30 protein-coding genes and 1 tRNA gene are annotated in these 25,640 nt (G+C 69.5%); 24 read left to right on the forward strand and 7 right to left on the reverse strand.

Annotation, left to right across the window (positions count from 1 at the left end; translation table 11 throughout):
- Positions 1-56: 56 nt before the first annotated feature.
- The 10 genes from flbT (at position 57) to ssb (ending at position 9,152) form a co-directional block, all read left to right on the forward strand.
- On the forward strand, positions 57-482 hold the full coding sequence (flbT, locus tag VIL76_RS01525; protein ID WP_332043213.1) for a flagellar biosynthesis repressor FlbT: 426 nt from the start codon (positions 57-59) through the stop codon (positions 480-482).
- Positions 442-813, forward strand: coding sequence for a flagellar biosynthesis regulator FlaF (flaF, locus tag VIL76_RS01530; protein WP_332043214.1), 372 nt, complete (start codon positions 442-444; stop codon positions 811-813). The genes flbT and flaF overlap by 41 nt, the downstream gene beginning before the upstream one ends.
- Positions 814-1,105: 292 nt before the next feature.
- On the forward strand, positions 1,106-1,942 hold the full coding sequence (locus tag VIL76_RS01535) for a flagellin (protein WP_332043327.1): 837 nt from the start codon (positions 1,106-1,108) through the stop codon (positions 1,940-1,942).
- Between the two features lie 298 nt (positions 1,943-2,240).
- Positions 2,241-3,065, forward strand: a complete 825-nt coding sequence (locus VIL76_RS01540; RefSeq protein WP_332043328.1) for a flagellin — start codon at positions 2,241-2,243, stop codon at positions 3,063-3,065.
- A gap of 123 nt (positions 3,066-3,188) precedes the next feature.
- Positions 3,189-3,479: a flagellar protein FlaG gene (locus VIL76_RS01545; protein ID WP_332043215.1), complete on the forward strand. Its 291-nt coding sequence runs from the start codon at positions 3,189-3,191 to the stop codon at positions 3,477-3,479.
- 180 nt (positions 3,480-3,659) lie between these two features.
- Positions 3,660-4,496 carry a flagellin gene (locus VIL76_RS01550; RefSeq protein WP_332043216.1) on the forward strand — a complete coding sequence of 279 codons (837 nt, stop codon included), beginning with the start codon at positions 3,660-3,662 and terminating at the stop codon, positions 4,494-4,496.
- Positions 4,497-4,613: 117 nt separating this feature from the next.
- Positions 4,614-7,376, forward strand: a complete 2,763-nt coding sequence (locus VIL76_RS01555) for a hypothetical protein (RefSeq protein ID WP_332043217.1) — start codon at positions 4,614-4,616, stop codon at positions 7,374-7,376.
- 42 nt (positions 7,377-7,418) lie between these two features.
- Positions 7,419-8,135, forward strand: a complete 717-nt coding sequence (locus VIL76_RS01560) for a hypothetical protein (RefSeq protein ID WP_332043218.1) — start codon at positions 7,419-7,421, stop codon at positions 8,133-8,135.
- Positions 8,136-8,153: 18 nt separating this feature from the next.
- A complete protein-coding gene (locus tag VIL76_RS01565) occupies positions 8,154-8,540 on the forward strand; it encodes a hypothetical protein (protein ID WP_332043219.1) in 387 nt (128 codons plus the stop codon).
- Between the two features lie 135 nt (positions 8,541-8,675).
- Positions 8,676-9,152: a single-stranded DNA-binding protein gene (gene ssb / locus VIL76_RS01570; RefSeq protein WP_332043220.1), complete on the forward strand. Its 477-nt coding sequence runs from the start codon at positions 8,676-8,678 to the stop codon at positions 9,150-9,152.
- A 13-nt stretch (positions 9,153-9,165) separates the two neighbouring features.
- Here ssb and VIL76_RS01575 read toward each other — a convergent pair whose 3' ends face one another.
- The 3 genes from VIL76_RS01575 to VIL76_RS01585 form a co-directional block, all read right to left on the reverse strand.
- Positions 9,166-9,603: a DUF3617 domain-containing protein gene (locus VIL76_RS01575; protein ID WP_332043221.1), complete on the reverse strand. Its 438-nt coding sequence runs from the start codon at positions 9,601-9,603 to the stop codon at positions 9,166-9,168.
- Between the two features lie 72 nt (positions 9,604-9,675).
- Positions 9,676-10,752, reverse strand: coding sequence for a 2OG-Fe(II) oxygenase (locus VIL76_RS01580; protein ID WP_332043222.1), 1,077 nt, complete (start codon positions 10,750-10,752; stop codon positions 9,676-9,678).
- Positions 10,749-11,819: a 2OG-Fe(II) oxygenase gene (locus VIL76_RS01585; protein WP_332043223.1), complete on the reverse strand. Its 1,071-nt coding sequence runs from the start codon at positions 11,817-11,819 to the stop codon at positions 10,749-10,751. The genes VIL76_RS01580 and VIL76_RS01585 overlap by 4 nt, the downstream gene beginning before the upstream one ends.
- Before the next feature lie 178 nt (positions 11,820-11,997).
- On the opposite strand from VIL76_RS01585, the gene gyrA reads away from it, so the two are divergent.
- The 3 genes from gyrA (at position 11,998) to VIL76_RS01600 (ending at position 15,742) form a co-directional block, all read left to right on the forward strand.
- Positions 11,998-14,784, forward strand: a complete 2,787-nt coding sequence (gene gyrA / locus VIL76_RS01590; protein ID WP_332043224.1) for a DNA gyrase subunit A — start codon at positions 11,998-12,000, stop codon at positions 14,782-14,784.
- 127 nt (positions 14,785-14,911) lie between these two features.
- Positions 14,912-15,172 carry a hypothetical protein gene (locus tag VIL76_RS01595; RefSeq protein ID WP_332043225.1) on the forward strand — a complete coding sequence of 87 codons (261 nt, stop codon included), beginning with the start codon at positions 14,912-14,914 and terminating at the stop codon, positions 15,170-15,172.
- Positions 15,173-15,241: 69 nt separating this feature from the next.
- On the forward strand, positions 15,242-15,742 hold the full coding sequence (locus VIL76_RS01600; RefSeq protein WP_332043226.1) for a GNAT family N-acetyltransferase: 501 nt from the start codon (positions 15,242-15,244) through the stop codon (positions 15,740-15,742).
- Here the strand turns inward: VIL76_RS01600 and VIL76_RS01605 are convergent.
- Together VIL76_RS01605 and VIL76_RS01610 are read right to left on the reverse strand one after the other, a co-directional pair.
- A complete protein-coding gene (locus tag VIL76_RS01605) occupies positions 15,739-16,143 on the reverse strand; it encodes a DUF1801 domain-containing protein (RefSeq protein WP_332043227.1) in 405 nt (134 codons plus the stop codon). The genes VIL76_RS01600 and VIL76_RS01605 overlap by 4 nt on opposite strands.
- A 16-nt stretch (positions 16,144-16,159) precedes the next feature.
- Entirely contained in the window at positions 16,160-16,600 is a 441-nt protein-coding gene (locus VIL76_RS01610; protein ID WP_332043228.1) for a DUF1801 domain-containing protein, read from the reverse strand.
- A 144-nt stretch (positions 16,601-16,744) separates the two neighbouring features.
- Between VIL76_RS01610 and VIL76_RS01615 the strand changes: the two genes are divergently transcribed.
- From VIL76_RS01615 to VIL76_RS01645, 7 genes are all read left to right on the forward strand, one after another.
- On the forward strand, positions 16,745-17,122 hold the full coding sequence (locus tag VIL76_RS01615; RefSeq protein ID WP_332043229.1) for a PEGA domain-containing protein: 378 nt from the start codon (positions 16,745-16,747) through the stop codon (positions 17,120-17,122).
- 6 nt (positions 17,123-17,128) lie between these two features.
- The gene (locus tag VIL76_RS01620) at positions 17,129-17,626 is read left to right on the forward strand and encodes a hypothetical protein (RefSeq protein WP_332043230.1); all 498 of its coding nucleotides are present in this window, start codon (positions 17,129-17,131) and stop codon (positions 17,624-17,626) included.
- 94 nt (positions 17,627-17,720) lie between these two features.
- Positions 17,721-18,215 (forward strand): pantetheine-phosphate adenylyltransferase, encoded by a 495-nt coding sequence (gene coaD / locus VIL76_RS01625; RefSeq protein WP_332043231.1) that lies wholly within the window; start codon positions 17,721-17,723, stop codon positions 18,213-18,215.
- A complete protein-coding gene (locus tag VIL76_RS01630) occupies positions 18,212-18,499 on the forward strand; it encodes a DUF6958 family protein (RefSeq protein WP_332043232.1) in 288 nt (95 codons plus the stop codon). Before coaD ends, VIL76_RS01630 begins: the two co-directional genes overlap by 4 nt.
- Positions 18,500-18,594: 95 nt before the next feature.
- Positions 18,595-19,434, forward strand: coding sequence for a peptidylprolyl isomerase (locus tag VIL76_RS01635; protein WP_414695405.1), 840 nt, complete (start codon positions 18,595-18,597; stop codon positions 19,432-19,434).
- On the forward strand, positions 19,434-19,895 hold the full coding sequence (locus VIL76_RS01640; RefSeq protein ID WP_332043234.1) for a peptidylprolyl isomerase: 462 nt from the start codon (positions 19,434-19,436) through the stop codon (positions 19,893-19,895). The genes VIL76_RS01635 and VIL76_RS01640 overlap by 1 nt, the downstream gene beginning before the upstream one ends.
- Before the next feature lie 9 nt (positions 19,896-19,904).
- Positions 19,905-20,366: a hypothetical protein gene (locus VIL76_RS01645; protein ID WP_332043235.1), complete on the forward strand. Its 462-nt coding sequence runs from the start codon at positions 19,905-19,907 to the stop codon at positions 20,364-20,366.
- Here the strand turns inward: VIL76_RS01645 and VIL76_RS01650 are convergent.
- Complete coding sequence (locus tag VIL76_RS01650) at positions 20,338-21,312, reverse strand: endonuclease/exonuclease/phosphatase family protein (protein ID WP_332043236.1); 975 nt, start codon at positions 21,310-21,312, stop codon at positions 20,338-20,340. The two genes, VIL76_RS01645 and VIL76_RS01650, sit on opposite strands and share 29 nt — an antisense overlap.
- A 63-nt stretch (positions 21,313-21,375) precedes the next feature.
- On the opposite strand from VIL76_RS01650, the gene queA reads away from it, so the two are divergent.
- Entirely contained in the window at positions 21,376-22,452 is a 1,077-nt protein-coding gene (queA, locus tag VIL76_RS01655; RefSeq protein ID WP_332043237.1) for a tRNA preQ1(34) S-adenosylmethionine ribosyltransferase-isomerase QueA, read from the forward strand.
- Positions 22,453-23,598, forward strand: a complete 1,146-nt coding sequence (gene tgt, locus VIL76_RS01660) for a tRNA guanosine(34) transglycosylase Tgt (protein WP_332043238.1) — start codon at positions 22,453-22,455, stop codon at positions 23,596-23,598.
- Here tgt and VIL76_RS01665 read toward each other — a convergent pair.
- Complete coding sequence (locus tag VIL76_RS01665) at positions 23,504-24,154, reverse strand: hypothetical protein (RefSeq protein WP_332043239.1); 651 nt, start codon at positions 24,152-24,154, stop codon at positions 23,504-23,506. The two genes, tgt and VIL76_RS01665, sit on opposite strands and share 95 nt — an antisense overlap.
- A gap of 108 nt (positions 24,155-24,262) precedes the next feature.
- Here VIL76_RS01665 and VIL76_RS01670 point away from each other — a divergent pair.
- Both VIL76_RS01670 and VIL76_RS01675 read left to right on the forward strand, forming a co-directional pair.
- Positions 24,263-24,337 (forward strand) — tRNA-Lys (locus VIL76_RS01670).
- 45 nt (positions 24,338-24,382) lie between these two features.
- Positions 24,383-25,621 carry a glycosyltransferase gene (locus tag VIL76_RS01675; protein ID WP_332043240.1) on the forward strand — a complete coding sequence of 413 codons (1,239 nt, stop codon included), beginning with the start codon at positions 24,383-24,385 and terminating at the stop codon, positions 25,619-25,621.
- Positions 25,622-25,640 lie beyond the last annotated feature (19 nt).

Here is a 25,640-nt window from a genome sequence, read left to right on the forward strand (position 1 = left end):
ATGGGTCATTCGAATCGTGACTTAGATTCGCGGACGCAAGGATCGGGAGGCGGGACTTGCCGCTAAAATTGTCGCTCAAGCCCGGGGAGAAGTTCGTCCTCAACGGCGCCGTCGTCCAGAACGGCGATCGGCGCGGCGTGCTGGTCTTGCAGAACAAGGCCTCCGTCCTTCGCGAGAAGGATATCATGCAGCAGGAGGCGGCCAATACACCGGCCCGCCGCATCTACTTCCCGGTGATGATGATGTACCTCGATGAGGCCGGCGCGGCCCGCTACTACGACGAGTTCGTACTGCGGCTGACCGAGTTCATGGGGGTGATCCGCAATGCGGAGATCCTGACGGACTGTGTCTCGATCTCGAAGTTCTGCATGGAGCGCGAGTACTACAAGGCGCTCATGCTGTGCCGGAAGCTTATCGAGTACGAAGACGAGAGGTTGGGGAATGTCCCTTCAAGCGTACCAGCGGGCGGCGACAAGCGCTGAGAGCCCGCGCGAGACGGAATACCGTCTGTTCGCGCAGGTTACGCTGGCCCTGATGGAAGCGGCGAAGCTGGATCCGATGGAGATCGGCCGGCGGGTGGACGCGCTCGACTGGAATCGTCGCGTCTGGAACGTGCTGCAGACCGACTGCGCGCACCCTGAGAACGGGCTGCCTGCGGAGCTGCGCGCCTCGATCATCTCCCTGGCCATCTGGGTGGGCAAGCACACCAGCGCCGTGATCCGCCGCGAGGAGGAGATCCAGCCGCTGATCGACGTCAACCGGATCATCATGCAGGGCCTCTCCGGAAGCCCTGGCGCCGCAGCCGCGGCCTAAGGCCCCACCTCCGAACCCATCCGAAGGCCGCGGCCCGCCGCGGCCTTTTTGCTTGCGTGGGCGCGAATCGCCTGGTCCGCGGAAGCCGCTGCGCGGCAGTCCCTGCCGAGCGGCAGGAAAGATGTGCGCGGCCGTTAGCCACGTCTCCGGAGCGCGCTACGAAAACGCAGCAATTACAACGACCTAATTGGTTACCGTTCTGGCCCGCAGCTTGCGCTGGGTCTCGCAGGCGAAGAACCGCCGGCCGGCCGAAGCGCCGGGCGATTACCTCCAGAATGGAAGGACCAAGAAGATGCCGTTCAATTCGGTGAATACGAACGTGGGCGCCATGGTGGCGCTCCAGAACCTCAACGCGACCAACTCGGAGCTGGCCAACACACAGTCACGCATCAACACCGGCAAGCGGGTGGGGAGTGTGAAGGACAACGGCGCCATCTGGGCCATCGCCCAGAACCAGCGCGCGGCGTCCAACTCGCTCAACTCCGTGCGGGAGTCGCTGCAGCGCGGTCAATCGACCGTGGATGTGGCGGTCTCTGCGGGTGAGACCGTCTCCGACCTCCTCATTCAGATGAAGGAGAAGGCGCTGGCGGCCTCTGACACCACGCTCGACGCCAACAGCCGTACGGCGCTCAACGACGACTTCATCTCGTTGCGCGACCAGATCTCCAAGGCCGTGGCCAACGCCGAATTCAACGGCGCCAACATGCTCTTGGGGACGGGGGGATCCACCGTCGCCGCCATCGCAAACGCGGATGGCACGTCGGTGATCACCGTGGTCGCCCAGCCGATGGATCTGGGCACCGGGGCTCTGTTGACCGTCTCGGCGACCGCAACGCTTGGCACCGCCTCGGAGTCGTCTGCGATGATCCTGTCGCTCAACACGGCGATCATCGCGGTCTCGAGCGCCCTCTCGAAGCTGGGCACCGGTTCGAAGTCGCTGGCTTCGCACCTGGTGTTCGTCAACAAGCTTCAGGACACCGTTGATGCGGGGATCGGCAATCTCGTCGACGCCGACCTGGCGAAGGAAAGCGCAAAGCTTCAGGCGCTGCAGACCAAGCAGCAACTGGGGGTCCAAGCGCTCTCGATCGCCAACCAGTCGTCCTCGACGTTGCTGTCGCTCTTCCGATAGTCGCGACGCCGGGCGGCGGGCGGGCACGGCCCGTCCCGACCGCCCGGCGGACTCCTTTTTCAGGCTGTCGGCAAATGCTGCCGACCGGCCCGGCAAAACCTGCCCACCACCCGTCGAGCCCGGCAACAAATGCCGCTCCGGGGCATGGCTAACAAGACTATAACCTAGAGATTTCAGGACCTTGCCGCGCCCGGCCGAAATTGCCGGGCTGGCCTGCGACTTGCTGCGGAATCTGCCGGGCAAAAAGCCCCCGGCTGTCAGAAGGACCGCCGGCATCCTGAAAAAGGGAAAGAGTCGTATGCCGATGAACAGCGTCAATACGAACGTGGGGGCGATGATCGCCCTCCAGAACCTCAACGTCACCAACAGCGACCTGATGACGACCCAGGGCCGGATCAACACCGGCAAGCGGGTGGGTTCGGCGAAGGACAACGGCGCTATCTGGGCCATTGCCCAGAACCAACGCGCCACGGCCAACTCGCTGAACGCGGTCAAGGAATCCCTGCAGCGCGGTCAATCGACTGTGGATGTCGCGATCTCCGCCGGCGAAACGGTGTCCGAGCTCCTCATCCAGATGAAGGAGAAGGCCCTGGCGGCTGCCGACACGACCCTCGACACCAACAGCCGCACGGCGCTCAACGACGACTTCATGTCGCTGCGCGACCAGATCACCAAGGCCGTGGACAACGCCGAATTCAACGGCGCCAACATGGTCAAGACGAGCGGCACGACCGTGGAGGCCCTGGCCAACGCGGACGCTTCGTCGGTGATCACCGTGTCGACCCAGGACCTGTCGCTGACGGGCATCGGCCTCACGGCCACGTCCTCGCTCGGCACGGCCTCTGAATCGGCTGCCCTGATCAGCACGCTCAACAGCGCCATCACCGGCGTCTCGAGCAAGCTGTCGAAGCTCGGCACCGGCTCGAAGTCGCTGGCGTCGCACCTGAACTTCGTCATGAAGCTCCAGGACACTCTGGAAGCTGGGGTCGGCAACCTCGTCGACGCTGACCTGGCGAAGGAAAGCGCCAAGTTGCAGGCTCTGCAGACCAAGCAGCAGCTGGGCATCCAAGCGCTGTCGATCGCGAACCAGTCGTCGTCGATCCTCCTGGGCCTCTTCCGCTAAGGCCTTCGCTGGACGTCGGATCGAACGACCCGGCGTCCGCCGTGGCGGCGGGAGGGGCGACCCTCCCGCCGTACACGCATTAACCCGGAGCGCTGTCGCAGAACGCGGCAAGCGATTGGAGACATGGCAAACAAGGTTGCGCCTTTCGCAGCCACGCCGGATCCGACCTTCGGGCGCCACTCGTCGCACCCCCAGCCCCAAGGGGGAGCGGCCCCGGCGCCTGCGGTCCCGAACCACGATCCGGTTGACCTGCGACTGATCATCGAAGAGGACAAGGCTAGCGGTTCCTACGTCTACAAGACGGTGAACCGCGTCACCGGCGAGATCGTCCGGCAGTTCCCCCGCGAGGAGGTCCTGCGGATGCACCATGTCAGCGACTACGTCGCTGGCGGAGTCGTCCGGACCAAGGCCTGAGCCTCACCGCTCCACGCGCGGGCGGACCTGAACTGTGACTCGTTAACCGCCCGGGCCTGCCCGAGGCGGCGAAGGCCGTTAACTTTTCGGACACCATAATCTCCCACGCTCGGCTCGAACCTCCTCCCGACTCGGTGAATCCGGGTCAGAGGAGCTGAGAGCGACTGAGGAGAATCCGCGATGTCGATCAGCGTCCATACGAACAAGTCCGCGCTGGTCGCGCTGCAAAACCTCAACAAGACCAACGACGAGCTGGGTGACGTGCAGCAGCGCGTCAACACCGGCCTCAAGATCTCCAACGCCAAGGACAATGCGGCGATCTGGTCGATCGCGCAGAACCAGCGCGCCGATATCGGGGCGCTCAACGCGGTGAAGATGAGCCTGGACCGGGCCAACTCCATCGCCGAGGTCTCGATGACCGCCGGCGAGTCGGTCTCTGACCTGCTCGTGCAGTTGAAGGAGAAGGTGGTCGCGGCGATGGACACGTCGCTGGACGCCAGCGCGCGCACCGCGCTGGACAGCGACTTCAAGTCGATCCTGCGCCAGATCGGGCAGGTGACCCAGAACGCCAGCTTCGACGGCGCCAACCTGCTGGACGGCACCATCCCAACCGACATCCAGTTCCTGGCCAACGCCGAGGCCAACTCGTACATCACGCTGGCGGCCCAGGACATGTCGCTGGGCGGCCTGATCGTGACCATTCCCGCAACCGCGTCGCTGGGCGACGTCGCGACGGCCTCGGCCGTGCTGGGCGAGCTCAACACCTCGATCATCAACGTAAACCAGTCCCTGGGGAGCATGGGCTCCCAGGCCAAGCAGATCGAGAACCACGCCAAGTTCGTCTCCCAGCTCACCGACGTGCTGGAGACCGGCGTGGGCAACCTGGTCGACGCCGACCTCGCCAAGGAAAGCGCGCGCCTGCAGGCGTTGCAGGTGCAGCAGCAGCTGGGCGCCCAGGCGCTCTCCATCGCCAACCAGGCGCCGCAGATCATCCTGTCGCTGTTCCGCGGCGGGTAAGGAGTTTCCGTTGGGGCGTACCAGAAGCCCGGGCGGCCTCCGTCCGGGCTTTTTCCCAATTCTTAACGGGACAGCAGCCCTGTTCGGCCATGATGCCAGGCTGAAGAGCCCTGACGCATGGCCCTAGCCCCCCTCAACACGAGCTACGTGCTCGGCCTGTATGGCCTCGATCCGTCCTCGGCCGCGACGACGGGGGGCACGGCTGCGCCGAAGCGGGTGGCCCCGACCGCGCCCTGGAGCAAGACGCCCACGCCTCAGGAGGCGAGCGCCAACCTCAAGGCGGCGCTGGCCGGCCGCAAGTTCGTGGACGAGGACGCCGCCCAGCTCGACCTGAAGGGCGCCAGCGGCGACTACCGCAAGCTCTTCGCCCTGTACCAGGGTCTCTCCACCCTCAGCGACGTCGCCACCCGGATGGAGTCCAAGGGCCTGAGCGGCGTCGACAAGGCCCAGATCAACCGCGCCTTCGTCCGCGGCATGGCCGAGCTCAGCGCCTATATCGACAAGAGCCAGTTCGAGCAGCTGAGGCTCGCGCAGGGGGAGGCGGCCACCTCCGTGAAGGCCGGCCTCACCGCGCCCAAGGCCAAGACCGAGTACATCACCAAGCCGATCACGGACTCCACGAGCGAGCCGGTGGCCGCGCTTGAAGGGCAGGTCAGTTTCACCATCGCTGTCAAGCGCTTGAACGTGACTCATTATGTCGCGATCGACCTCGCCGGCATGGGCGGCGCCCCGCGCACCATCGGCAATGTCATCAATTACATCAACGACCAGCTGGCGGCGGAGGGCCTGGAGACCCGCGTCCTCACTCACCGCATACCCGCCCAGCCCCGCAAGGTGCAGGTGAACGGCAAGGAGATCACCCTGCCGCCCGGCGCCGACCAGTGGGCGCTGAAGGTGAAGATGGGCACCTCGGAGGCTGTCAGATTCGATGCCCCCAGGACCGGCGCGGTCTATGTGGCCCAGAGCGTCGGCAACCCGGATCCCGACGGCAAGGCGTCCACCAACGACGGCGTCACCCAGCGCGAGCTGCTGAAGTTCCAGACCGCGGTCACGCCGTCCACGCCTGCGCCTCTGCAGGGGGAGGGAGAGGCCAACTGGGTCGAAGGCCGCATCTTCGCCCAGACGCTGGCGCCGGAGATCAAAACCGTCCGCAGCCAGGCGGTCGCGGCCGACGGGTCGGTCTACATGCTGGCCGACGTCACCGGAAAACCTGCCGGCCAGGTCATCAAGGGCGAGCAGGACACCGCCCTGCTGAAGTACGATTCCGCCGGCAAGCTGATCTACGCCCGCACCCTGGGCGCCGCAGACTCGGCGACGGGCCTGGCGCTCGCCGTCTCGTCCGACGGCAAGGTCGCCGTCGCCGGCTCCGTCACCGGCGTGCTCGGCGGCGCGACGGACGGGGTGATGAACTCCGGGCCCGCCTCGACCGCCTCTGACAGCTTCGTCACCGTCTTCGATGACAAGGGCGACGAGCTCTGGACCCAGCGCCGCGGCGCGCGTCTCGAGGACGAGGCGAGCCAGCTCGCCTTCGGGGCCGACGGCACCGTCTACGTCGCCGGCCGCACCCGCTCGGCCATGCCGGGGGCCGCGGCCATCGGCGGCTGGGACAGCTACGTCGAGGCGTTCAAGCCCGACACTGCGGGCAAGGTGCAGACCCTCTTCACCCAAACCTTCGGGACCGCCGCCTCCGACCGCCCCGCCGGGCTGGTGGTGGATGGCAATGCCCTGGTCACCGCCAGCGTCGAGGACGGCCGCGGCGTGCTCCGGCGCTTTGACCTGACCTCCGGGACCCCGGTGCTCGCCGCGACCCGCGATCTCGGCGACCTGATGGGCGGCGACATCGCCGGCCTCGCCCTGGACGCCGGGACCGTCGTGGTGGCCGGCACGACCGCCAACACAGCGCTCGCCGCCGGGGGCGTCACCCATGCCCACGCCGGCGGGACCGACGCCTTCGCCGCGCGGCTCTCCGCCAGCCTGGCGCCTGCCGCGGGCGACCGGATCGCCTACTACGGCGGCGCCGGCGACGACCGCGCGGTTTCCCTGGCCGTAGGCAACGGCCAGGTGTTCATCGGCGGCTCCGCCGGGACCGACCTGCCGGGCGAAGCGGCCATGGGGGTGAAGGACGGCTTCGTGGCGCGCCTCGACATCGCCACCGGCGCTGTGGGCTGGTCGCAGCGCTTCACCGGCAAGGACGGCCGCGCCACGCCGACCGCCATCGCCGTGGATCCCAACGGAGCGAGCGTCCTGGACCGCCTGGGCCTGCCGCAGGGCGAGCTGCAGCTGGGCGATTCCGACAAGGTGACCTCGCTGTCGTCGGTCCGGCCCGGGGACCAGTTCACCGTGCAGGTGGGGGCGGGCCGCACCTCGACCGTGACGATCGAGGGCAAGGACACGCTCGACACCCTGGCCCAGAAGATCCGCCGCGCCTCCGGCTTCCAAGCCAAGGTGACGCTCACCACCGTGAACGGCGCCCGCCAGATGAAGATCGAGCCGATCAATCCGCGCTTCGTCATCGAGATCGGCCCGGGCAAGACCGACAAGGACGCGCTGGCCATGCTCGGGATCCCGGAAGGTGTGGTGCGGACCACCATCACCCAGGACGGCCAGATCCTGCCCGGCGACCGCAAGCCGAAGATCTACGGCCTGGGTCTGCCCAGCGACCTGAACCTGTCCAACCCCGAGCAGGTTCGCCACGCCATGGCGGAGATCGGCTCGGCGATGGGCATCGTGCGTTCGGCCTACAAGGACCTGGTGGCCGCCGCCACGCCGAAGACAGGGCTCGCCGCCGCCCAGGCATCGGCCGGCCCCGCGCCCGCCTACCTGACCAACCAGATCGCCAACTACCAGGCCGCCCTGAACCGGCTGACCGGCGGCGGTTAGCGGCGCCTTGAATCTGGCCCAACCGCAGTCTAGCGAGGGCCTATGGTTCAAACTCCCGACCAGCCACCGTCACAGCCGCGCCGCAAACGCCTTATCCTGCTCGGCGGCGGGGTGGTGGCGGTGGCCGGAGCCGCGGTCGCCTGGATGCTGCTGCAGGCGGGGCAGGGGGAGCGCACGGCGCCGCCCGCGTCGCAAGGCGGCCTGGTCATCGACTCCTCGGCGATGGACGAGAACCTCGACCCCGCCCGGCCGCTGCGCTGCTTCGTGGCCGGGCAGTTCGTGGGCGAGCTCACCCTGGCCCAGTGCGCCCAGCGCAATGGCGTGGCCACCGACGCCCTCGACGTGGGCGTCGACGAGACCGGCGCGCTGGCCGCCGCCGACCAGGCGGGCCAGGTCCTCACGCCGCTGCCGCCGGCTGGCGCGGAACCCTTGGACACGGACGACGACGCCGACGTCTCCGACCCTATCCCGGCCGAGGCTCCGAAGGCCCAGCCTGCCAGGGCCCCGACCGCCGCGGCCGCCTGCTGGCGCTACGCCGACAACCAGTGGCGCAAGCTGCCGAACGACATGACGCTCGGCGCCTGCGTCCAGACCCTCTTCGCCGGCCGCTGCGAGCGCACCGGCGGCGCCACCTACGGCCGCTGGTCGCAGCAGACCCTGCGCCTGATGCCGGGCCGCGTGGAGGTCTCGGGCGACAACCGCAGCTTCCGGCCGCTCGCCGAACAGGCCGCCAACTGCACCTTCCCGTCGCTGGGCTGAGGCGCTAAGGGTCGAGCCATGCCGAACGCCCGCCTGCTCCTGGTCCTCGCCGCCGCGGCCGCCGCGCTGGCTGCTTGCGCCAAGAAGACCGAGCCGCCGGGGACCCCGGGCGTCTGCTACCACGTGGTGCAGGGCGCCGAGGGCGAGTTGAAGTACAACAAGCTGGTCGAGACGGACACGCTGGAGAAGTGCGCCGCCAACCTCGAGGCCATGCGCCTGAAGTTCCTGCGCATGGGGGGCAGCCAGCACGAGATCGTCGGCGCCTTCCAGTCCAACTACCTGTTCCTGGAGCGCATCGGCGTGCGCACCGCCACCTCGCTGGAGGGCCCGCGCTACGTGGCGCTGGTGCGCACCGGCGACGGCCGGCTGGCGGTGCCGGGCGCTATGCCGCAGGCTGCGCAATAAGAGCGCTGTGGGTAACCGCCGACGGGCGGAACAAACGCGGAACATAGTTGTTGCGAAGAGGTTAACGGCGCGCTAGCTTGCGCGCCTTCGGCCCGCGCTGGCGGGCCCGCAAACACGGAAGCTCAGGGACATCGCATGGCGGGCAGCGTCAACAAGGTCATTCTGGTCGGCAACCTCGGGGCGGACCCCGAGATCCGCAGCCTCAACTCCGGCGACCGGGTCGCCAACCTCCGCGTCGCCACCTCCGAGAACTGGCGCGACAAGTCTTCCGGCGAGCGCCGCGAGAAGACCGAATGGCACCGGGTGGTGATCTTCAACGACAACCTGGTGAAGGTGGCCGAGCAGTACCTGCGCAAGGGCTCGAAGGTGTACATCGAGGGCTCTATCCAGACCCGCAAGTGGCAGGACCAGTCGGGGGTCGAGAAGTTCTCCACCGAGATCGTGCTGCAGAAGTTCCGCGGCGAGCTGACCATGCTCGACGGCCGCGGCGGTGACGCGGAGCAGGGCGAGGGCGGCGGCTACTCGGGCGGCTTCTCCTCCGGCCCGCGCGCCCAAAGCTCCGGTCCCCGCGAAGACTTCTCCGCCGACTTGGACGACGAGATCCCGTTCTAAGCCTGGAGGCGGATTACTTCTCCGCCGTCTCGGTGGGGCAGGTGTCGGCGATGCGCTTGCCGCTCGTGCGGGCGTGGACGGGGACGTTCAGCCCGCCGACCTTGGCCTTCACATAGGCGTCGAGCCGCAGGGTGTCGCGGGTGAACACGCCTTCGCCGGTGATCGGCACCGGCTGGCTGTTCTTGGTCTTGCAGCTGCCGGCCAGGCGGATCTTGCCGTTGGCCACCTCGCGGGTGGGGTAGGTGCAGGTGTAGTGGCGGTTCGGCGAGCCGCCGATGAACTTGTCGATGTCCTCGGCGCGGATGCACTTCTTCTCGGTCTTCTTGGTGGGGAAGGGCGAGATGACCTGGCTGGTGGTCTCCCAGTAGCCGGGCGCGATCGGCGTCGGCTGCGCGGCGGCCGGGCCGGCGGCGAGCGTGGCGGCGAGGAGCAGGGCGGGCAGGGTCTTCATGGGCCTACAGTTAGTGCCGTTGCGATGCGACGCCAGCTTGGCCGCCCAAGGCTGAACCTATCATGACCGGGCTCAGCCGGTCGCCTTGCCGCCCGCCGCAACGTCCAGGAACGCCTCGCTCTCCCGGCGAATCTCCGCGCCGGCCTCGTCGTAGAGGAACGGCAGGAAGGCGTAGCGCCGCCCGCGCGTCACCGGCGTCGCCTCGTGCAGCAGGGTGCAGCAGAACACCACCGCCCCGCCCGTCGGCGGGCGGTAGGTGCGCGGCCCGAACTCCGGAAACCGCAGGTCGCCGCCCTCGAACGCCTCGGAGTTCAGGTTGATCGACACGGCAAACCGCCGGTGCCGGGTCGCCATGGTCTGGTTGTCCCGGTGCGGCCGGAACCAGCCGCCTGAGTCGGCGTCGTAGCAGGCCACGATGTAGCGCTCGAGCCGCGTGACGGTGAACTGGAAGGCCTTCTCGATCTCCGGCAGCAGCCGCCGGCGGATGCGCGCCAGCAGGGCGCGGCGAAGCTCCGGGTCCTCCACCGGGGCGTCGCTGCGTCGCTTCATGTCGTCCAGCACGCCCACCGTGCGCCCGCCCACGTCGCGCATGACGCCGGAGGGCGCCCCGCCGTGGGCGTCATAGAGATCGATCAGCCGCCGGCAGAGCTCGCGCTCGAACACCCGAGGCACGATCAACACCGGCGCGTTCAGGGGAACGCCGGCGTAGTCCTCCACCTCCGGCAGCGCGGGGAGCGCATCCAGTACCGCCGTCGACGCGATGGGGGCGCGGTCCACGACCCGCAGCGCCGGGTCGAGCAGCAGCCACTGGGGCGCGTCCAGCGGGCCGTACATCGCGCCGACCTTGCCTTCCGGATCGAACAGCCAGCGGATGCCGGGCGGCTCGTTGACCGCTGTCGCCATCGTCTCGGGGTCGCGGGCCACCAGGAAGCAGGCCGCCTTGCGCCCGTCGAAGAGACTGCGCCGGGCCCGCACCGCGGCCAGCAGCGGCTCCCGCGCCGCGCGGTCATCAGGCAGGAAGCCCAGGACGATGTAGCGGCCCGCCACGGTGTGGAAGCCGTAGTTCGCCGTCTCCGGCCCCTGGGCCACGAACCACGGCGCGGGATGGCCGGGCGACAGCGGCTGCGGCGGGGCGAAGGGGTCGCTCACGCGGGCTCCTTGCGGCCGACGCGCGACTCGTAGGCGGCCAGCACCTCGGCGCCCGCCTCGTCGTAGAGGAAGCTCAGGAAGGCGTAGCGCCGGCCCTTCGTCACCCGCGTCGCCTCGTGCAGCAGGGAGGTGGAGAACACCACCGCCCCCCCTTCCGGCGGTCGGTAGGTGTCGGGCCCGAACTCCGGGAATCGCAGGTCGCCGCCCTCGAAGTCGGCGTTCAGGTTGATCGAGACGGCGAACTTCCGGTGGGCGGTCCCCTGGGTGAAGCTGTCCCTGTGGGCGTGGAAGACGCCGCCCTCGTCGACGTCGTACGCCGAGACCAGGTAGCGCTCGATGCGGGTGGCGGTGAAACCCAGCCCCCGCTGGACCATAGGGAACAGCCGCTGCTCCAGCCGCGCCTTCAGCCCGTCCACCTTGGCCGCGTCGCGCACCATCATGTCGCGGCGGCGCTTCAGCTCGTCCATCACCGTGACGGTCCGCTCGCCCTGGTCGCGCATCACGCCGGTGAAGTCCGCCGCGCTCGCCTCGTGCAACTCGATCAGCGCGCGGCAGAGCCCGGGCTCGAAGATCCGCGGGACGATCAGCACCGGGGCGTGCATCCGCACGCCGGCATGGTCGGCTACCGGCGGCAGCCGTCCGCAGATGTCGAAGATCGCCTTGGCGCTCTCGATGGGCGCATAGGCCACCACCCTGAGCGCCGGGTCGAGCAGCAGCCAGTGCGGCCGCTCCGCCCCGTCCTCGCCGAGCGCGCCGTAACGGCGGCTGATCTCGCCCGCGGTGTCGTCGAACCAGCGCAGGGCCGGCGTGTCCCGCGCCCCGGCCCAGGTCTGCGCATCGCGCACCACGATGAAGGCCGAGAGCCTGGCGTCGTCCAGCAGCCCCTGGTTCTTGGAGAGCGCCTTCAGCGCCCTGCGACGCAGCTCGTCGTCCAGCGGCAGGAACAGCAGCAGCACATAGCGGCCGCCCACCGTGTCGAAGACGAACTCCGGGTTCGACGGCGTGGCGGCCGTGAACCAGGGCGCGGGCTCTCCGGGTGTAAGCGGCGTCGGGCGTGTCGAACTCATTCCGGGCGGGAACTTAGGGGCTCAGGACGGTGAGGTCACGGCGGCAGTTGGGCGCCTTCGCCGCACCCCCCTCGCGTGCGCGCGCATACGCGTATGCGCGCGGGTGGCGCGCGCCTCTTCAGAATGTTACCAACGATCCCCACATAGCCCTTACGATTCGCCGAGCGGCCGACCTCCCTTGACCGACGAAACCCAGACCCCACCGGAAGACCGGCGCGGGGGCATCGCCCCTATCGCCATCGAAGACGAGCTGAAGCGCTCCTACCTCGACTACGCCATGAGCGTGATCGTCAGCCGCGCGCTGCCGGACGTCCGCGACGGCCTGAAGCCGGTGCACCGCCGGATCCTGTTCTCCATGGGGGAGCAGGGCCACACGCCGGACCGGCCGTATGTGAAGTCCGCCCGCATCGTCGGTGACGTGATGGGTAAGTACCACCCGCACGGCGACGTCGCGATCTACGACACCCTGGTGCGCCTGGCCCAGCCGTTCTCGATGAACCTGCTGCTGATCGACGGGCAGGGCAACTTCGGCTCGGTGGACAACGATCCGCCGGCGGCCATGCGCTACACCGAGAGCCGCATGACGCGAGCGGCCATGGCGATCCTGGCCGACCTCGACAAGGACACGGTCGACTTCAAGGACAACTACGACGGCTCCGAGCAGGAGCCGGTGGTCCTGCCCTCGCGCATCCCGAACCTGCTGGTCAACGGCGCGGGCGGCATCGCCGTGGGCATGGCCACCAACATCCCGCCGCATAACCTCGGCGAGGTGGTCGACGCCTGCCTGGCCTACATCGACAACCCAGAGGTCAGCCTCGAGGAGCTGCTGGACATCGTCCCGGGGCCCGACTTCCCGACCGGCGGCCAGATCGTCGGCCGCACCGGCCCGCGCCAGGCGCTGATGACCGGCCGCGGCTCGGTGATCATGCGCGGCGTGGCCTCCATCGAGGAGATGCGCAAGGAGCGCGAGGCGATCGTCATCCACTCGATCCCCTACCAGGTGAACAAGGCCGCCCTGGTGGAGCGGATCGCCGAGCTGGTCCGCGAGAAGCGGATCGAGGGCATCGCGGACCTGCGCGACGAGAGCGACCGCGACGGCATGCGCGTGGTCATCGAGATGAAGCGGGACGCGCCCGCCGACGTGATCCTCAACCAGCTCTACCGCTACACGCCGCTGCAGAGCTCGTTCGGGGTCAACATGCTGGCCCTGAACCGCGGCCGGCCCCAGCAGATGGGGCTGCGCGAGATGATCACGGCCTTCGTCGACTTCCGCGAGGAGGTCGTCGTCCGGCGGGTGAAGTTCGAGCTCGGCAAGGCCCGCGACCGCGGCCACGTGCTGGTTGGCCTCGCCATCGCCGTCGCCAACATCGACGAGTTCATCCACATCATCCGCTCGTCCAAGGACCCCACCGAGGCCCGTGAACGGCTGGTGGCCCGCGACTGGCCGGCCGGGGACATGCTGCCGCTGGTCGAGCTGATCGCCGATCCGCGCACCCTGGTGATCGACGGCGACAAGATCCGGCTCACCGACGAGCAGGCCCGCGCCATCCTGGCCCTGACCCTGTCGCGCCTCACCGGCCTCGGCCGCGACGAGATCTTCGGCGAGGCGCGCGAGCTGGCCGGCACCATCCAGGGCCACCTGGACATCCTGGCCTCCCGCGACCGGGTGATGGGCATCGTCCGCCAGGAGCTGGTGGAGGTCCGCGACGCCTTCGCCGTGCCGCGCCGCTGCGAGATCGTCGAGGGCGACGCCGACGTCGAGGACGAGGACCTGATCGCCCGCGAGGAAATGGTGATCACCGTCACCCACGGCGGCTACGTGAAGCGCACCCCGCTCTCCATCTACCGGACGCAGCACCGGGGCGGCAAAGGCCGCTCGGGCATGGCCACCAAGGAAGAGGACGCCGTCACCCGGGTGTTCTCGGCCAACACCCACACGCCGATGCTGTTCTTCTCGTCCGGCGGCAAGGCCTACCAGCTGAAGGTGTGGCGCCTGCCGGTCGGCACGCCCACCAGCCGCGGCAAGGCCTTCGTCAACCTGCTGCCCATCGAGCCGGGCGAGAGCATCACGTCCATCCTGGCCCTGCCCGAGGACGTGGCGACCTGGGACCAGTACGACGTGATGTTCGCCACCCGCTCGGGCGGCGTGCGTCGCAACAAGCTCTCCGACTTCATCGGCATCAAGCGCAACGGCAAGATCGCCATGAAGCTGGACGAGGGCGACGCCATCGTCGGCGTGGCCGTCTGCCGGCCCGAGGTGAACGACGTCCTGCTGACCACGGCGCTCGGCCGCTGCATCCGCTTCGCGGTGGACGACGTGCGGGTCTTCGCCGGCCGGGATTCCACCGGCGTCCGCGGCATTCGCCTCGCCGAGGGCGACAGCGTCATCTCCATGGCCATCCTGCGGGCGGTGGCGGCCACGCCCGAGGAGCGCGCGGCTTACGTCAAGCACGCCCGCGCCATGGCCAAGGCCAGCGGCGAGGCAGACGAGTCCGACGAGGCGCCTGCGCCCGACGACGAGGACGCCTCGGTCCCGACCATCAGCCTCAGCCCTGACCGCATCGCCCAGCTGGGCGCGCAGGAGGAGATCCTGCTCACCGTCTCCACCGAAGGCTACGGCAAGCGCTCGTCGGCCTACGAGTTCCGGCGCACCGGCCGCGGCGGCCAGGGGCTCATGGCCCAGGACCTCACCAAGCGTGGCGGCCGTCTGGCCGGGTCGTTCCCGGTGGAGGAGGGCGACCAGATCCTGCTCGTCTCCGACCAGGGCCAGCTCATCCGCGTGCCGGTGCGTCAAATCCGGCTGGCCGGGCGCAACACCCAGGGCGTGATCATCTTCCGCAAGCACGAGGACGAGCATGTCGTCTCCGTCGAGCGCCTGGCCGACACCGGCGAGGACGAGCCTGCGGAGGGCCTTGCGGACGAGGCGCCGGACGCCGGGCCGGAAGGCGAGGGCGGCGAAGCCTAGCCGCCCCGCCAAGCGCCACAGTCAAGCTAAGCGCCTGCAATAGAACAATTATTTTCGCATATGTCGGAAATTGGCGTTACGCGATCCGCGATTTCGGTTCACAGTCTGCCCGGTGGGGGAGGGTGGAATGCGTACTTTCGAGTGTCTGGTCACGGATGACCGGTCTGCGACGCCGTTGCTGACGGTGATGCTCGTGAGCGACCGCGACCGCGCTTGCGAGCTGGCTTCGAGGGAGCTGCTGCAGGATGTCCACCACACAGGGGTGGAGCTGCGCGAGGACGGCCAGGTGATCTTCCGTGCGCTGCGGGAGGACCTCGCGTCCCCGCAGTCCGGGCCGTCCGCCGGCGAGCAGCGCAGCTTTCTGCGCCGGCTGCGCGAAGCCGACTAGACCGCCGCCTGCCGCTGCGACGTGATGGGCAGCGCGAGCACCTGTCGCGCGACCGGACCCACTCCGCCCATGCCGAAACCTGCCCCTGAGATCACCGTGCGCCGGGCCACCCCCGCCGACGCCGAAGCGCTTGGCCGGCTGGGCGCCGTGCTTGTCGCGGTCCACCACCAGTACGACCCCGACCGCTTCATCGCCCCCACGGCGGCGACCGAGCGCGGATACGCCGGCTTCCTGAAGGGCGAGCTTGCCCGCGACGACGCCGTCATCCTCGTCGCCGAAGATCGGGATGGCGTGCTGGGCTACGTCTACGCCGCCCTCGAAGGCATGGACTGGATGTCCCTGCGCGGGCCCGCCGGCGCCATCTACGACATCGTGGTCGACCCGGACCGGCGAGGGGCGGGCGTCGGGCGGCGCCTGCTGGACGAGGTCCTGGCGGCGCTCGCCGCGCTCGGGGCGCCTCAGGTGGTGCTCTCCACGGCCTACCCGAACGAAGGCGCACGGCGCCTCTTCGCCGCCGCGGGCTTCCGTCCCACGATGATCGAGATGACGCGCCCGGGCGGAGGCGGCTAGGCGCCCGTCCGCGCCTTGCCGGCCTTGCCCCGGGCGTTGAGCGCCACCGCCGCCTGGACCAGCGCCGTCAGCGCCGCCTCGTCGATGGCCTCGCCTTCGCGGATGTCGATGGCCCGGCGGGTGTTTCCCTCCAGGCTGGAGTTGAACAGCCCCTTGGGGTCCGCCAGCGAGGCGCCTTTCGCGAAGGTCAGCTTCACCACCTCCTTGTAGGTCTCGCCGGTGCAGATGATGCCGTCGTGCTCCCACACCGGCACCCCCCGCCACTTCCAGGTCTCGACGACCTGCGGATCGGCCGCCTTGATGAGGCTGCGCACGCGCGCGAGCGTCGCCCCGCGCCAGTCCTTGAGCTCGTCGATGCGCGCGTCGATCAGGTCGGAGGCCGAAGCTTCGGTCGTTGTCATGGGCTTTCCCTTCGTCTCAGGCGAGCCAGCCCGGCAGCCGGCTGGCCTGCCGGACCCAGTCGAGAAATTGGGCCTCGTCGAACGGCGCGCCCTCGTAGACGTCGAGGTAGCGCACGTCCTCGTGCTTCGAGCGGCCCGGCGGCAGGGGCGACAGCGCGCCGCCCTTGAAGAACGTCACCTTCACGTAGCGGGTGAAGCAATGGAAGCTGAGGAACCAGCCCTGGTCCGCGACGCCGTAGAAGGGCGAGTTCCACTTCACCGCCTTCTGCACGCCAGGGCAGGCGGCCTCGATGAGCCCGTCCAGCCTGCGCCCCACGTCGCGTTTCCAGCCGGGCATGGCGGCGATGTAGGCCTGCACGGGGCCATCGCCTTCACCCTTGGGGATCTGCGGATTTCCGCCGGAGAGGAGCTTGGGCTCCAGGCGCTCAGGCGCCGTTGTGGACGTCTCGCCGCTCATGATCCCACTTCAGCCCGAGACGCGCGGGGAATCAAGGCGGCCACCGTTCCGGAACCTTGGCTGTAGATCGCCGTTAACCCCCCTGTCAGCTGATCGAACGATCGGCCGAAACGCCTCGTCAGAAGGCAAAGGACAGGGACGGGAATGAAAATCATCACTCTGGCAGCCGCAGGGCTGATGCTCACCGGCTGCGCGACGATCACGCGCGGCACCAGCACGGACTGGACGGTCAACACCACGCCTGCGGGCGCGGCTGTCCGCACCTCGAACGACTTCTCGTGCGAGCAGACCCCCTGCACCTTCAAGATGAAGCGCAAGTCCGAGTTCGACGTCACCATCACCAAGCCCGGCTACAAGACCTGGACCGGCCACGTGACCAACAAGGTGGCGGGCGCGGGCGGCGCGGCCATGGCCGGCAATCTGATCGCCGGCGGCATCATCGGCGCCGGGGTCGACGCTTCCAACGGCTCGATGCTCGATCTGACGCCGAACCCGCTGAACGTCACGCTCGAGCCGCAGTAGCGCCAGATGCCGCGGATACTCGCGGCGGTGGGGGCTGCGCTCCTGCTCGCCGCCTGCTCCACCTCCGTGAAGGAGACGCTCCCCCTGGGGGGCGGCCCGCTCCCTGCGTCCGCCGGTCCCGTGCAGGTGAGGACTGTCACAGGTCGGGCGACGGCCAGGGTCCCTCAGAACCTGGTGCCGCAGCTCTCCCGCGCCATCCAGCTGCAGCTCGCCGCCGCGCCGGGCGGCGGCGCGCCAGCGGACCTTCAGTTCGACGTGCTGGAATACCGCGAGCGCAGCGCCCAGGCCCGGGCGATCGCCGGCGTGTTCATGGGCGGGGACCGCATCCGCGTTGTCGTCACCCTGCGCGATCCGGCCGGCGCGACGCTCCGCACCTTCGAAGTGGACCGCAAGTCCAACCCCGGCGGGTTCGGCGCACTGATCGACCAGCAGCAGGCCCTCACGGACGCCGTCGCCAAGCAGATCGCGGTCTCACTCGGGGTGGCGGGGCAGGGCCGCCGCTGAACCACGTCGGCGCTCGCCCCACGCAAGATTGCGCTTGCCTAAAGCGCGGGGTGCGGCGAAAGGCGAAGGCGGGGGCTGTTGGGGGACCTGAGCCATGACGCGCATCGGCTTCTACCCGGGCACGTTCGATCCGATCCATAACGGCCACACCGACATCATCGGCCGGGCCGTGAAGTTCCTCGACAAGCTGGTGCTGGGCATCGCCATCAACACTGGCAAGGGGCCCATGTTCAGCCTCGACGAGCGGGTGGCCATCGCCGAGGAGGCGGTCCAGCCGCTCCGCGCCAAGGCCGAGATCGTCATCCACCCCTATGAAGGCCTGACCATGCACGTGGCCCGTGAGGTGGGGGCCCAGGTGATCGTCCGCGGCCTGCGCGCCGTGGCCGACTTCGAGTTCGAGTTCCAGATGACGGCCATGAACCAGCAGCTCGACCGCGAGATCGAGACCGTCTTCCTGATGGCCGACCCGCGGCACCAGGCGCTCAACTCCCGCCTGATCAAGGAGATCGCCCAGCTCGGCGGCGACGTGTCGAAGTTCGTTTCCGACGGGGTGAAATCCCGGCTCCTCGCCAAGGTCGGCCGGCAATGAAGATCGAGATCGAGAACGTCAACCACCCGGGCAAGGTCTACAGGGTCGAGGCCGAGCCCTTCAACGCGATCAAGGCCACGATGCTTAAGGTGGTGCCTACAGGCGGGCCGGGCCTGACCCAGTCCGAGATGGTCGCCGCGGTGAAAGCCGCCGCGCCGGGCGCCCTGTTCCCAGGCGGCGAGCGCGCCGGCTGGTGGACGAAGTCGGTGCAGCTCGACATGGAGGCCAAGGGCGAGCTCGTCCGACTGCCCACCAAGCCTCTGCGCTGGCGGCTGAAGGCCTGACTTCCCCGATCGCTCCTGTCCGGCTAGGACAGGCCCCTATGAGACAAGCCCTCTTCGCCGCCGCATCGCTTGCAGCCTTGTTCGCTTTCGCGCCGATGGCCGACGCCCAGCGCGCCAAGGCGCCGGCTCCCAAGGCGGCCGCGGTCAAGGCCGCCCCCAAGGCCGCCGCAGCCCCCTCCGCCGCCGACTGGCGCACGCCCAATCCCGACGACATCCTGGTGATCGACACCAACAAGGGCCGCATCGTCGTCGAGATGGTCCCCGAGGTCGCCCCTGGCCACGTCGCGCGCATCCGCGACCTCGCCAAGCAGCACTTCTTCGATCGCCAGCGGTTCTTCCGGGTCATCGAGAATTTCATGGCCCAGACCGGCGACCCGATGAACAACGGCACCGGCGGCTCGCCGCAGCCGGATATCGAGCCCGAGTTCACCTTCCGCCGCGGCGCGGACATGCCCTTTGCGCTTGCCGCCGACCAGAGCGTCGCCGAGATCGGCTTCGTGCGGTCCCTGCCGGTGATGACCCAGTCGATGATGCTGGCGCCCATGACCCGCGACCAGAAGGTCACCGGCTGGGCGCTTTACTGCCCCGGCGTGGCCGGGATGGCCCGCGGCCAGGAGGAGGCCTCGGCCAATAGCCAGTTCTTCCTCATGCGGGCGGCCTATCCCTCGCTGGAGAAGCGCTACACCGCCTGGGGCCGGGTGATCGCCGGCCAGGACGTGGTCAACTCCATCAAGACCGGCGAGCCCGTCGAGCCGCCGCAGGACTGGATGAACACGGTGCGGCTGCTGTCGGACATCCCGGCGACCGAGCGTCCGACGGTCCGGGTGGTCGACACCAAGGGCGCCTGGTTCAAGCGAGAGATCGAGCGGGTGAGGGCGGCCAGGGGCGCCGACTTCTCGGCCTGCGATGTGAGCATTCCTGCGGAGGTGAAGTGATGGATCCGGAAAACACGCTGGTCATGGAGCTGGAATCCGGCCCGGTGACCATCAAGCTGCGCCCCGACCTGGCCCCCGGCCACGTGGAGCGCATCAAGGAGCTGGCGCGCGAAGGCTTCTACGACGGCGTGGTCTTCCACCGGGTGATCCCCGGCTTCATGGCCCAGGGCGGCGATCCGTCCGGCACCGGCTCGGGCGGCTCGAAGAAGCCCAACCTCCAGGCCGAGTTCAGCCGTGAGCCGCACGTGCGTGGGGTCTGCTCAATGGCCCGCACCAACCAGCCGCACAGCGCCAACAGCCAGTTCTTCATCTGCTTCGACGACGCCCGCTTCCTGGACGGCCAGTACACCGTCTGGGGCGAGGTGGTCGAAGGCATGGAGCACGTGGACGCCCTGCCGAAGGGCGAGCCGCCGCGCAGCCCCGGCAAGATCGTCTCCATGAAGGTCGCCGCCGACGCGTAAGGGACGCCCATGGCAGCCAGGCTGAAGGTCTTCGTCACCTCCGATGGGCTCACGGACTACGTCATCGCGACGTCGTCCAAGGCCAAGGCCCTGGCCGCCTGGGGAAGCCACCAGGACCTGTTCAAGACGGGCCTGGCGCGGGAGACCGACGATCCCGAACTGGTGAAGGCCGCCACGGCCAAGCCGGAAGAGGTTCTGCGCAAGCCCGCCGGCTCCCGCGCCGAGCTCGCAAAGCTGAAACCTGCGAAGCGGCCGAAGCCCAAGGGGCCCACGCCGGCGCAGCTGAAGCGCGTCGCGGAGCTGGAGAGGCGGCTCGGCGACCTGGACCGGGACTACGCGAAGGCCATCGACCGCCTCGAGCAGCAGCGGGCCGCCGTTGAGCGCGAGCTGGAGGCCGCGAAGGCGCGCCACCACGACCAGCGCCGCAAGCTGGAGGCCCAGCTCAGCTCGGCGCGCGAGGCGCTAGGGTGACGATCACGGGGTAGTGGTCCGACCCCACCTTGGGTCCGCGCTTCACGCTCACCGTCGCCCAGCCGTCGCCGGCGTAGACATGGTCGATCGGCAGGATCGGGAACAGCCCCAGCCAGCGGATGCGGTTGTACTGCGCGGCCGGCCAGGAGAAGAGCGCCCGCGTCCGCCGCGGCAGGCCGAACTCGCGGTCCCAGCGCTTGCGGGAGAAGGACCAGGGGGCGGAGTTGAAATCGCCGGCCACGATCGTCCGCTCGCCCCGGTACTTGCGGATGGCCGCCGCCAGCCGTCGTTCCTGACTCTGCTGGTCGGCGGCGTCGGTGGGCCAGGCGTAATGGACGCCGATCACGGTGAAGGCGCCGCGTGCGTCGCGGAAGGTGGCGCCGCCGATCGGACCTACGGTGGGCGGGAACTCCCCGCGCCCGAAGCTGGAGACCGGCTGAGCCTTGGAGATGATCACCACCTCGGAGCGTCCGCCGCTGACGTGCCAGCCCGGCTCAGCCTGCAGCAGGCGCCGCAGTTCCGGGGTAGCCTCCTCCAGCACTGCGACGTCCGGCGCCTCCTTGCGCAGCCAGGCTACGACACTGGCCATGTCACGGTTGTGGTACCACACGTTGAACTGGACCAGCTTGATCTGCCCCGGTGCATCGGCCGCCGCCTTGGGCCCCGTTGAGCGGATGAGCTCCGGGACGATCAGGCCCCCGGCCGCGACCATGGCAATGGTCCCGAGGCTCACCAGCGCGCCACGGTCGAAGCCCTTCAGGAACGCCCCGCCGACCGCGGCGACCAGGCCGCCGGCGAACCAGACCGGCGCGAAGTGGGTGAGCACGTCGAAGCGCAGGCTGCCGCGGCCGAGCCACGCGGCCAGGGCGGCCGTGGCGCACACCAGCACGGCCAGAAAGGCGGGTGGGGCGATCAGCGCCGTCAGCACGATTCGGAACGTCCGCATGCCAGCCTCTAGCACGCCGCCGGCTTGACGGGAGTGAGGCGCCGTGGCCTTCAGCCGGGCTCCATGCAACTGGCCGACTTCGACTTCCACCTCCCGGACGAGCGCATCGCGCTGCGGCCGGCCAGCCCGAGGGATTCGGCGCGCCTGCTGGTGGTCGATCCGGGCCGCCCGCTGCGGGACCTGACCGTCCGAGACCTGCCCGGCGAGCTGCGCGCCGGCGACGTCCTGGTGCTCAACGACACCAAGGTCATCCCGGCCCGGCTGAAGGGCGTCCGCACCCGTGACGAGAGCCGCGTGGCCGTTGAAGCCACCCTGCACCGCAGGCTTTCGCCCCACGTGTGGACCGCCTTCATGCGGCCCGGCAAGCGCCTGGCGGAAGGCGACCGCGTCTCCTTCGGGGAAAGCTCGGACCGCGCCTGCTTCCTGGGCGCGCTAGACGCCACAGTGAAGGCGAAAGGCGAGGGCGGCGAAGTGACGCTCGCCTTCGACCTGTCCGGTCCCGACCTTGACGCCGCCATCGCCGAGCGCGGCGCCATGCCTCTGCCGCCCTACATCGCCGCCAAGCGCGCCGAGGACGCGCAGGACCGCGCCGACTACCAGACGGTCTACGCCGCCGAGGACGGCTCCGTCGCCGCGCCCACGGCCGGTCTCCACTTCACGCCGGAGCTGTTCGCCCGCCTGGACGAGGCCGGGGTCAAGACCGCCTTCGTCACCCTGCACGTGGGCGCCGGCACCTTCCTGCCGGTGAAGACCGAGGTCGTCGCCGAGCACCGCATGCACCCGGAGTGGGGGGAGGTGGACGCCGTCACCGCCCAGACCCTCAATGCCGCTCGCGACGCCGGCGGCCGGATCGTGTGCGTCGGCACGACCTCGCTGCGCCTGCTGGAGTCCGCTGCCGGCGACGACGGCGTGATCCGGCCGTTCATGGACGAGACCGCCATCTTCATCACCCCGGGCTACCGCTTCCGGGCGGCGGACGGGCTGATGACCAACTTCCACCTGCCGAAGTCGACGCTGTTCATGCTGGTCTCCGCCTTCGCGGGCCTGGAGACCATGCGCGCCGCCTACGCCCACGCCATCGAGACGGGATACCGCTTCTACTCGTACGGCGACGCCAGCCTGCTCTGGAGGGCCGCCTAGGTGGCCGCGTTCCCCTTCACCATCCAGGCCACCGACGGCGCCGCGCGCACCGGCGTGCTCTCCACGACCAGGGGCGAGATCCGGACGCCGGCCTTCATGCCGGTGGGCACCGCGGGGACGGTCAAGGCGCTGACCGTGGACCAGGTGGCGGCCACCGGCGCCGATATCATCCTGGGCAACACCTACCACCTGATGCTCCGCCCTACCGCCGAACGGGTCGCGAGGCTGGGCGGGCTGCACAGGTTCATGCGCTGGAACAAGCCGATCCTCACCGACAGCGGCGGCTTCCAGGTCATGTCGCTGTCGAAGATCGCCAAGGTCACGGAGGAGGCGGTCACCTTCGCCAGCCACATCGACGGCTCGCGCCACGTGCTCTCGCCCGAGAGGTCCATGGAGATCCAGGCGGACCTGCTGGGCTCCGACATCGTCATGCAGCTGGACGAGCTGGTCGCGCTCCCAGCCGAGGAGAGCGTCGTCGCCGACGCCATGCGCCGCTCCGCGCGCTGGGGGCAGCGCTGCAAGGCCGCCTTCGGCCAGCGCGACACCCAGGCCCTGTTCGGCATCCAGCAGGGCGGCACGGCCGAGCATCTGCGCCGAGAGTCGGCGCAGCGGCTGCAGGAGATCGGGTTCCACGGCTACGCCATCGGCGGTCTGGCGGTCGGCGAAGGCCACGAGGCCATGGTCGAGGTGTTGGACTTCGCGCCGGCCCAGCTGCCGCCAGAACGGCCCCGCTACCTGATGGGCGTTGGCAAGCCCATCGACATCGTGGAGGCCGTCTGGCGCGGCGTGGACATGTTCGACTGCGTGCTGCCCACCCGCTCGGGGCGGCACGGCCAGGCCTGGACCTGGGACGGCCCGATCAACCTGAAGAACGCCCGGTTCGCCGAGGACGAGAGCCCCCTCGATCCGGACAGCGACGTGCCGGCGAGCCGCGACTATTCGAGGGCCTACCTGCATCACCTCGTGAAGGCCGACGAGATCCTGGGCCAGGTGCTGCTCTCCTGGCACAACATCGCCTTCTTCCAGGCCCTGATGGCCGAGATGCGCGCGGCTATCGCCGAGGGGAGGCTTTCGGCGTTTCGGCAGGCTTCCCGGGCCCGGGCGGCGGCGGCCGGGTCGGATAGCGCGGCCGGAACTCCTGGGTGATCACCTCGCTGCCGGCCAGTTCGTGGCTCGGCGTTGCCGGTGGCGGGCAGCCCCTGGCTTCTCCCAGCCCCTTCAGGTAGGCGCGGCGCACCGCGCCGGCGCTGATCGCCGCCTGCACCAGCCTGTCGTGCCGCTCGGCGCCGGAGAGTTTGCGCACCCAGCCGCGAAAGGGGATCGCATCGGTGGTCACCCCCGCGACGGCCCCGTAGGCGCTCTCTCGGCCTTTCAGCAGCAGGTCATCCTCGTCGGTCGACGGCGTGTCGAGGTCCGCGCCCAGCGCGTCGTTCAGCGGCTGCACCAGCGCAACCAGCTCGACGCAGGTCACCCGCCGCGGCGGGCGTGCATAGGGGTCGGCCATGGCCTCCAGCAGCACGACGGGAATCTTGGTGCGCAGCAGGTTGAGGTCGCGCAGCGGCGCCCTCACCGCGCCCTTGAGGTTCTCGCGGTTGGCGTCGCCGGTGGTCTGCACCCGGGGGGAGCCGTCGGCCGGCGCGGTCACGCAGCCCGTCCCGGCCAGGGCGGCGGCGAACACGGCGGCGGCGGCGAGGCTGCGCATGGACGGCAATCTAGCTGAGTCCTTGTCTGTTTCGCGGCCTTGCGCCCCAGGGTCCCGCTGCATATGGTCCGCGCCGCTTCGCGAAGGCCGTCCGGCTTGCCGCGTCGTGGGCCGGTAGCTCAGTGGTAGAGCATTCGACTTTTAATCGAATGGTCGTGAGTTCGAACCTCACCCGGCCTACCAACCGTCCCTGCTGACACCGGACGCGGGCTCGGGCAGAACCGGGCCATGGGGTCAGGCGTCCTCTTCGTCCACAATGGCTTTCCCGGCCAGTTTCGCGATCTGGCGCAGACGCTGGTGGCGCGCGGCGTGCCATGCGCGGCGATCGGCGGACTCGAGGCGCAGGGGCTGGAGGGCGTCAACACCGCCCGCTATGCGATCCCCCGCGCCTCGACGCCGGGCGTCTACCCCCTGGCGATGGCTGCCGAGGGAGACTTCATCCGCGCGTCGATGGCCTCCCGCGTGGCGCATGAGCTGAAGGGGGGCGGGTTCGACCCCGCCGTCATCGTCGGCCACGCGATGTGGGGCGAGATGGCGTTCATGGCCGAGATCTTCCCGGAGGCGCGGCAGGTGCTGTTCCCGGAGCTGTTCTCGGGCCGGCCGCGGCCGGCGGCGCCGTTCGATCCGGAGTTCCAGTCGTCCTCGATGCAGACCCAGCTGCTCGCCAAGTCGCGCTGGGCGGCGCCGGCGCTGGAGCTCTGCGACGCCGACGCCATCGTGGCGCCCACGCCCTTCCAGGCCGCCACCCTGCCGGCGGCGTTCCGGCCGATCACCCGGATCATCCACGAGGGAATCGATGTGGAGACTATCCGGCCCGGTTCGCCCAAGCCCCTGCAGTTGCCTGGCGGGACGGTGATCCGGCCCGGGACGCCGGTCATTACACATGTGAACAACTACCTGGAGCCCCTGCGCGGCCTGCACATCCTGGCCCGGGCCCTGCCGCGGGTGCTGGCGGAGGTCCCGGAGGCGCAGGTGCTGATCGTCGGGCGCGAGACCCTGACCTCGGCCTACGCGGGCGACGCGCCCGGCGGCGGGACCTGGAAGGAGGCCGCGCTGGCCGGCGTCGAGCTGGACCCGGCGCGGGTGCATTTCCTGGGGTGGCTGGCGCACCCGGTGATGCACGAGGTGCTGAAGCTCTCTACCGCCCACGTCTACTACACTTGGCCCTATGTGCTCTCGTGGTCGGTGGTCGAGGTCATGGCGCTGGGCTGCTACGTCATAGGCTCCGACACCGCCCCGGTGCGTGACGCCATCGAGGATGGGGTGAACGGGCGGCTGCTGCCGTTCTTCGACGTGGACGCCTTGGCCGCCACGCTGATCGAGGCTTGCCGCCAACCTGAGGCTTCGCGGCCCATGCGGGAGGCCGCCCGCTCCACCGCGGTGGAGCGGTTCAGCCAGGCGAAGGGCCGGGCGGCCTGGCTCGAGCTGCTGTCGGAGATGGGGCTGGAGGTTCCGGCGGCGGCGTGAAAGGCTCGCGCCCAGGAGG

This window comes from Phenylobacterium sp., from assembly GCF_036563285.1.
Classification (GTDB): domain Bacteria; phylum Pseudomonadota; class Alphaproteobacteria; order Caulobacterales; family Caulobacteraceae; genus Phenylobacterium.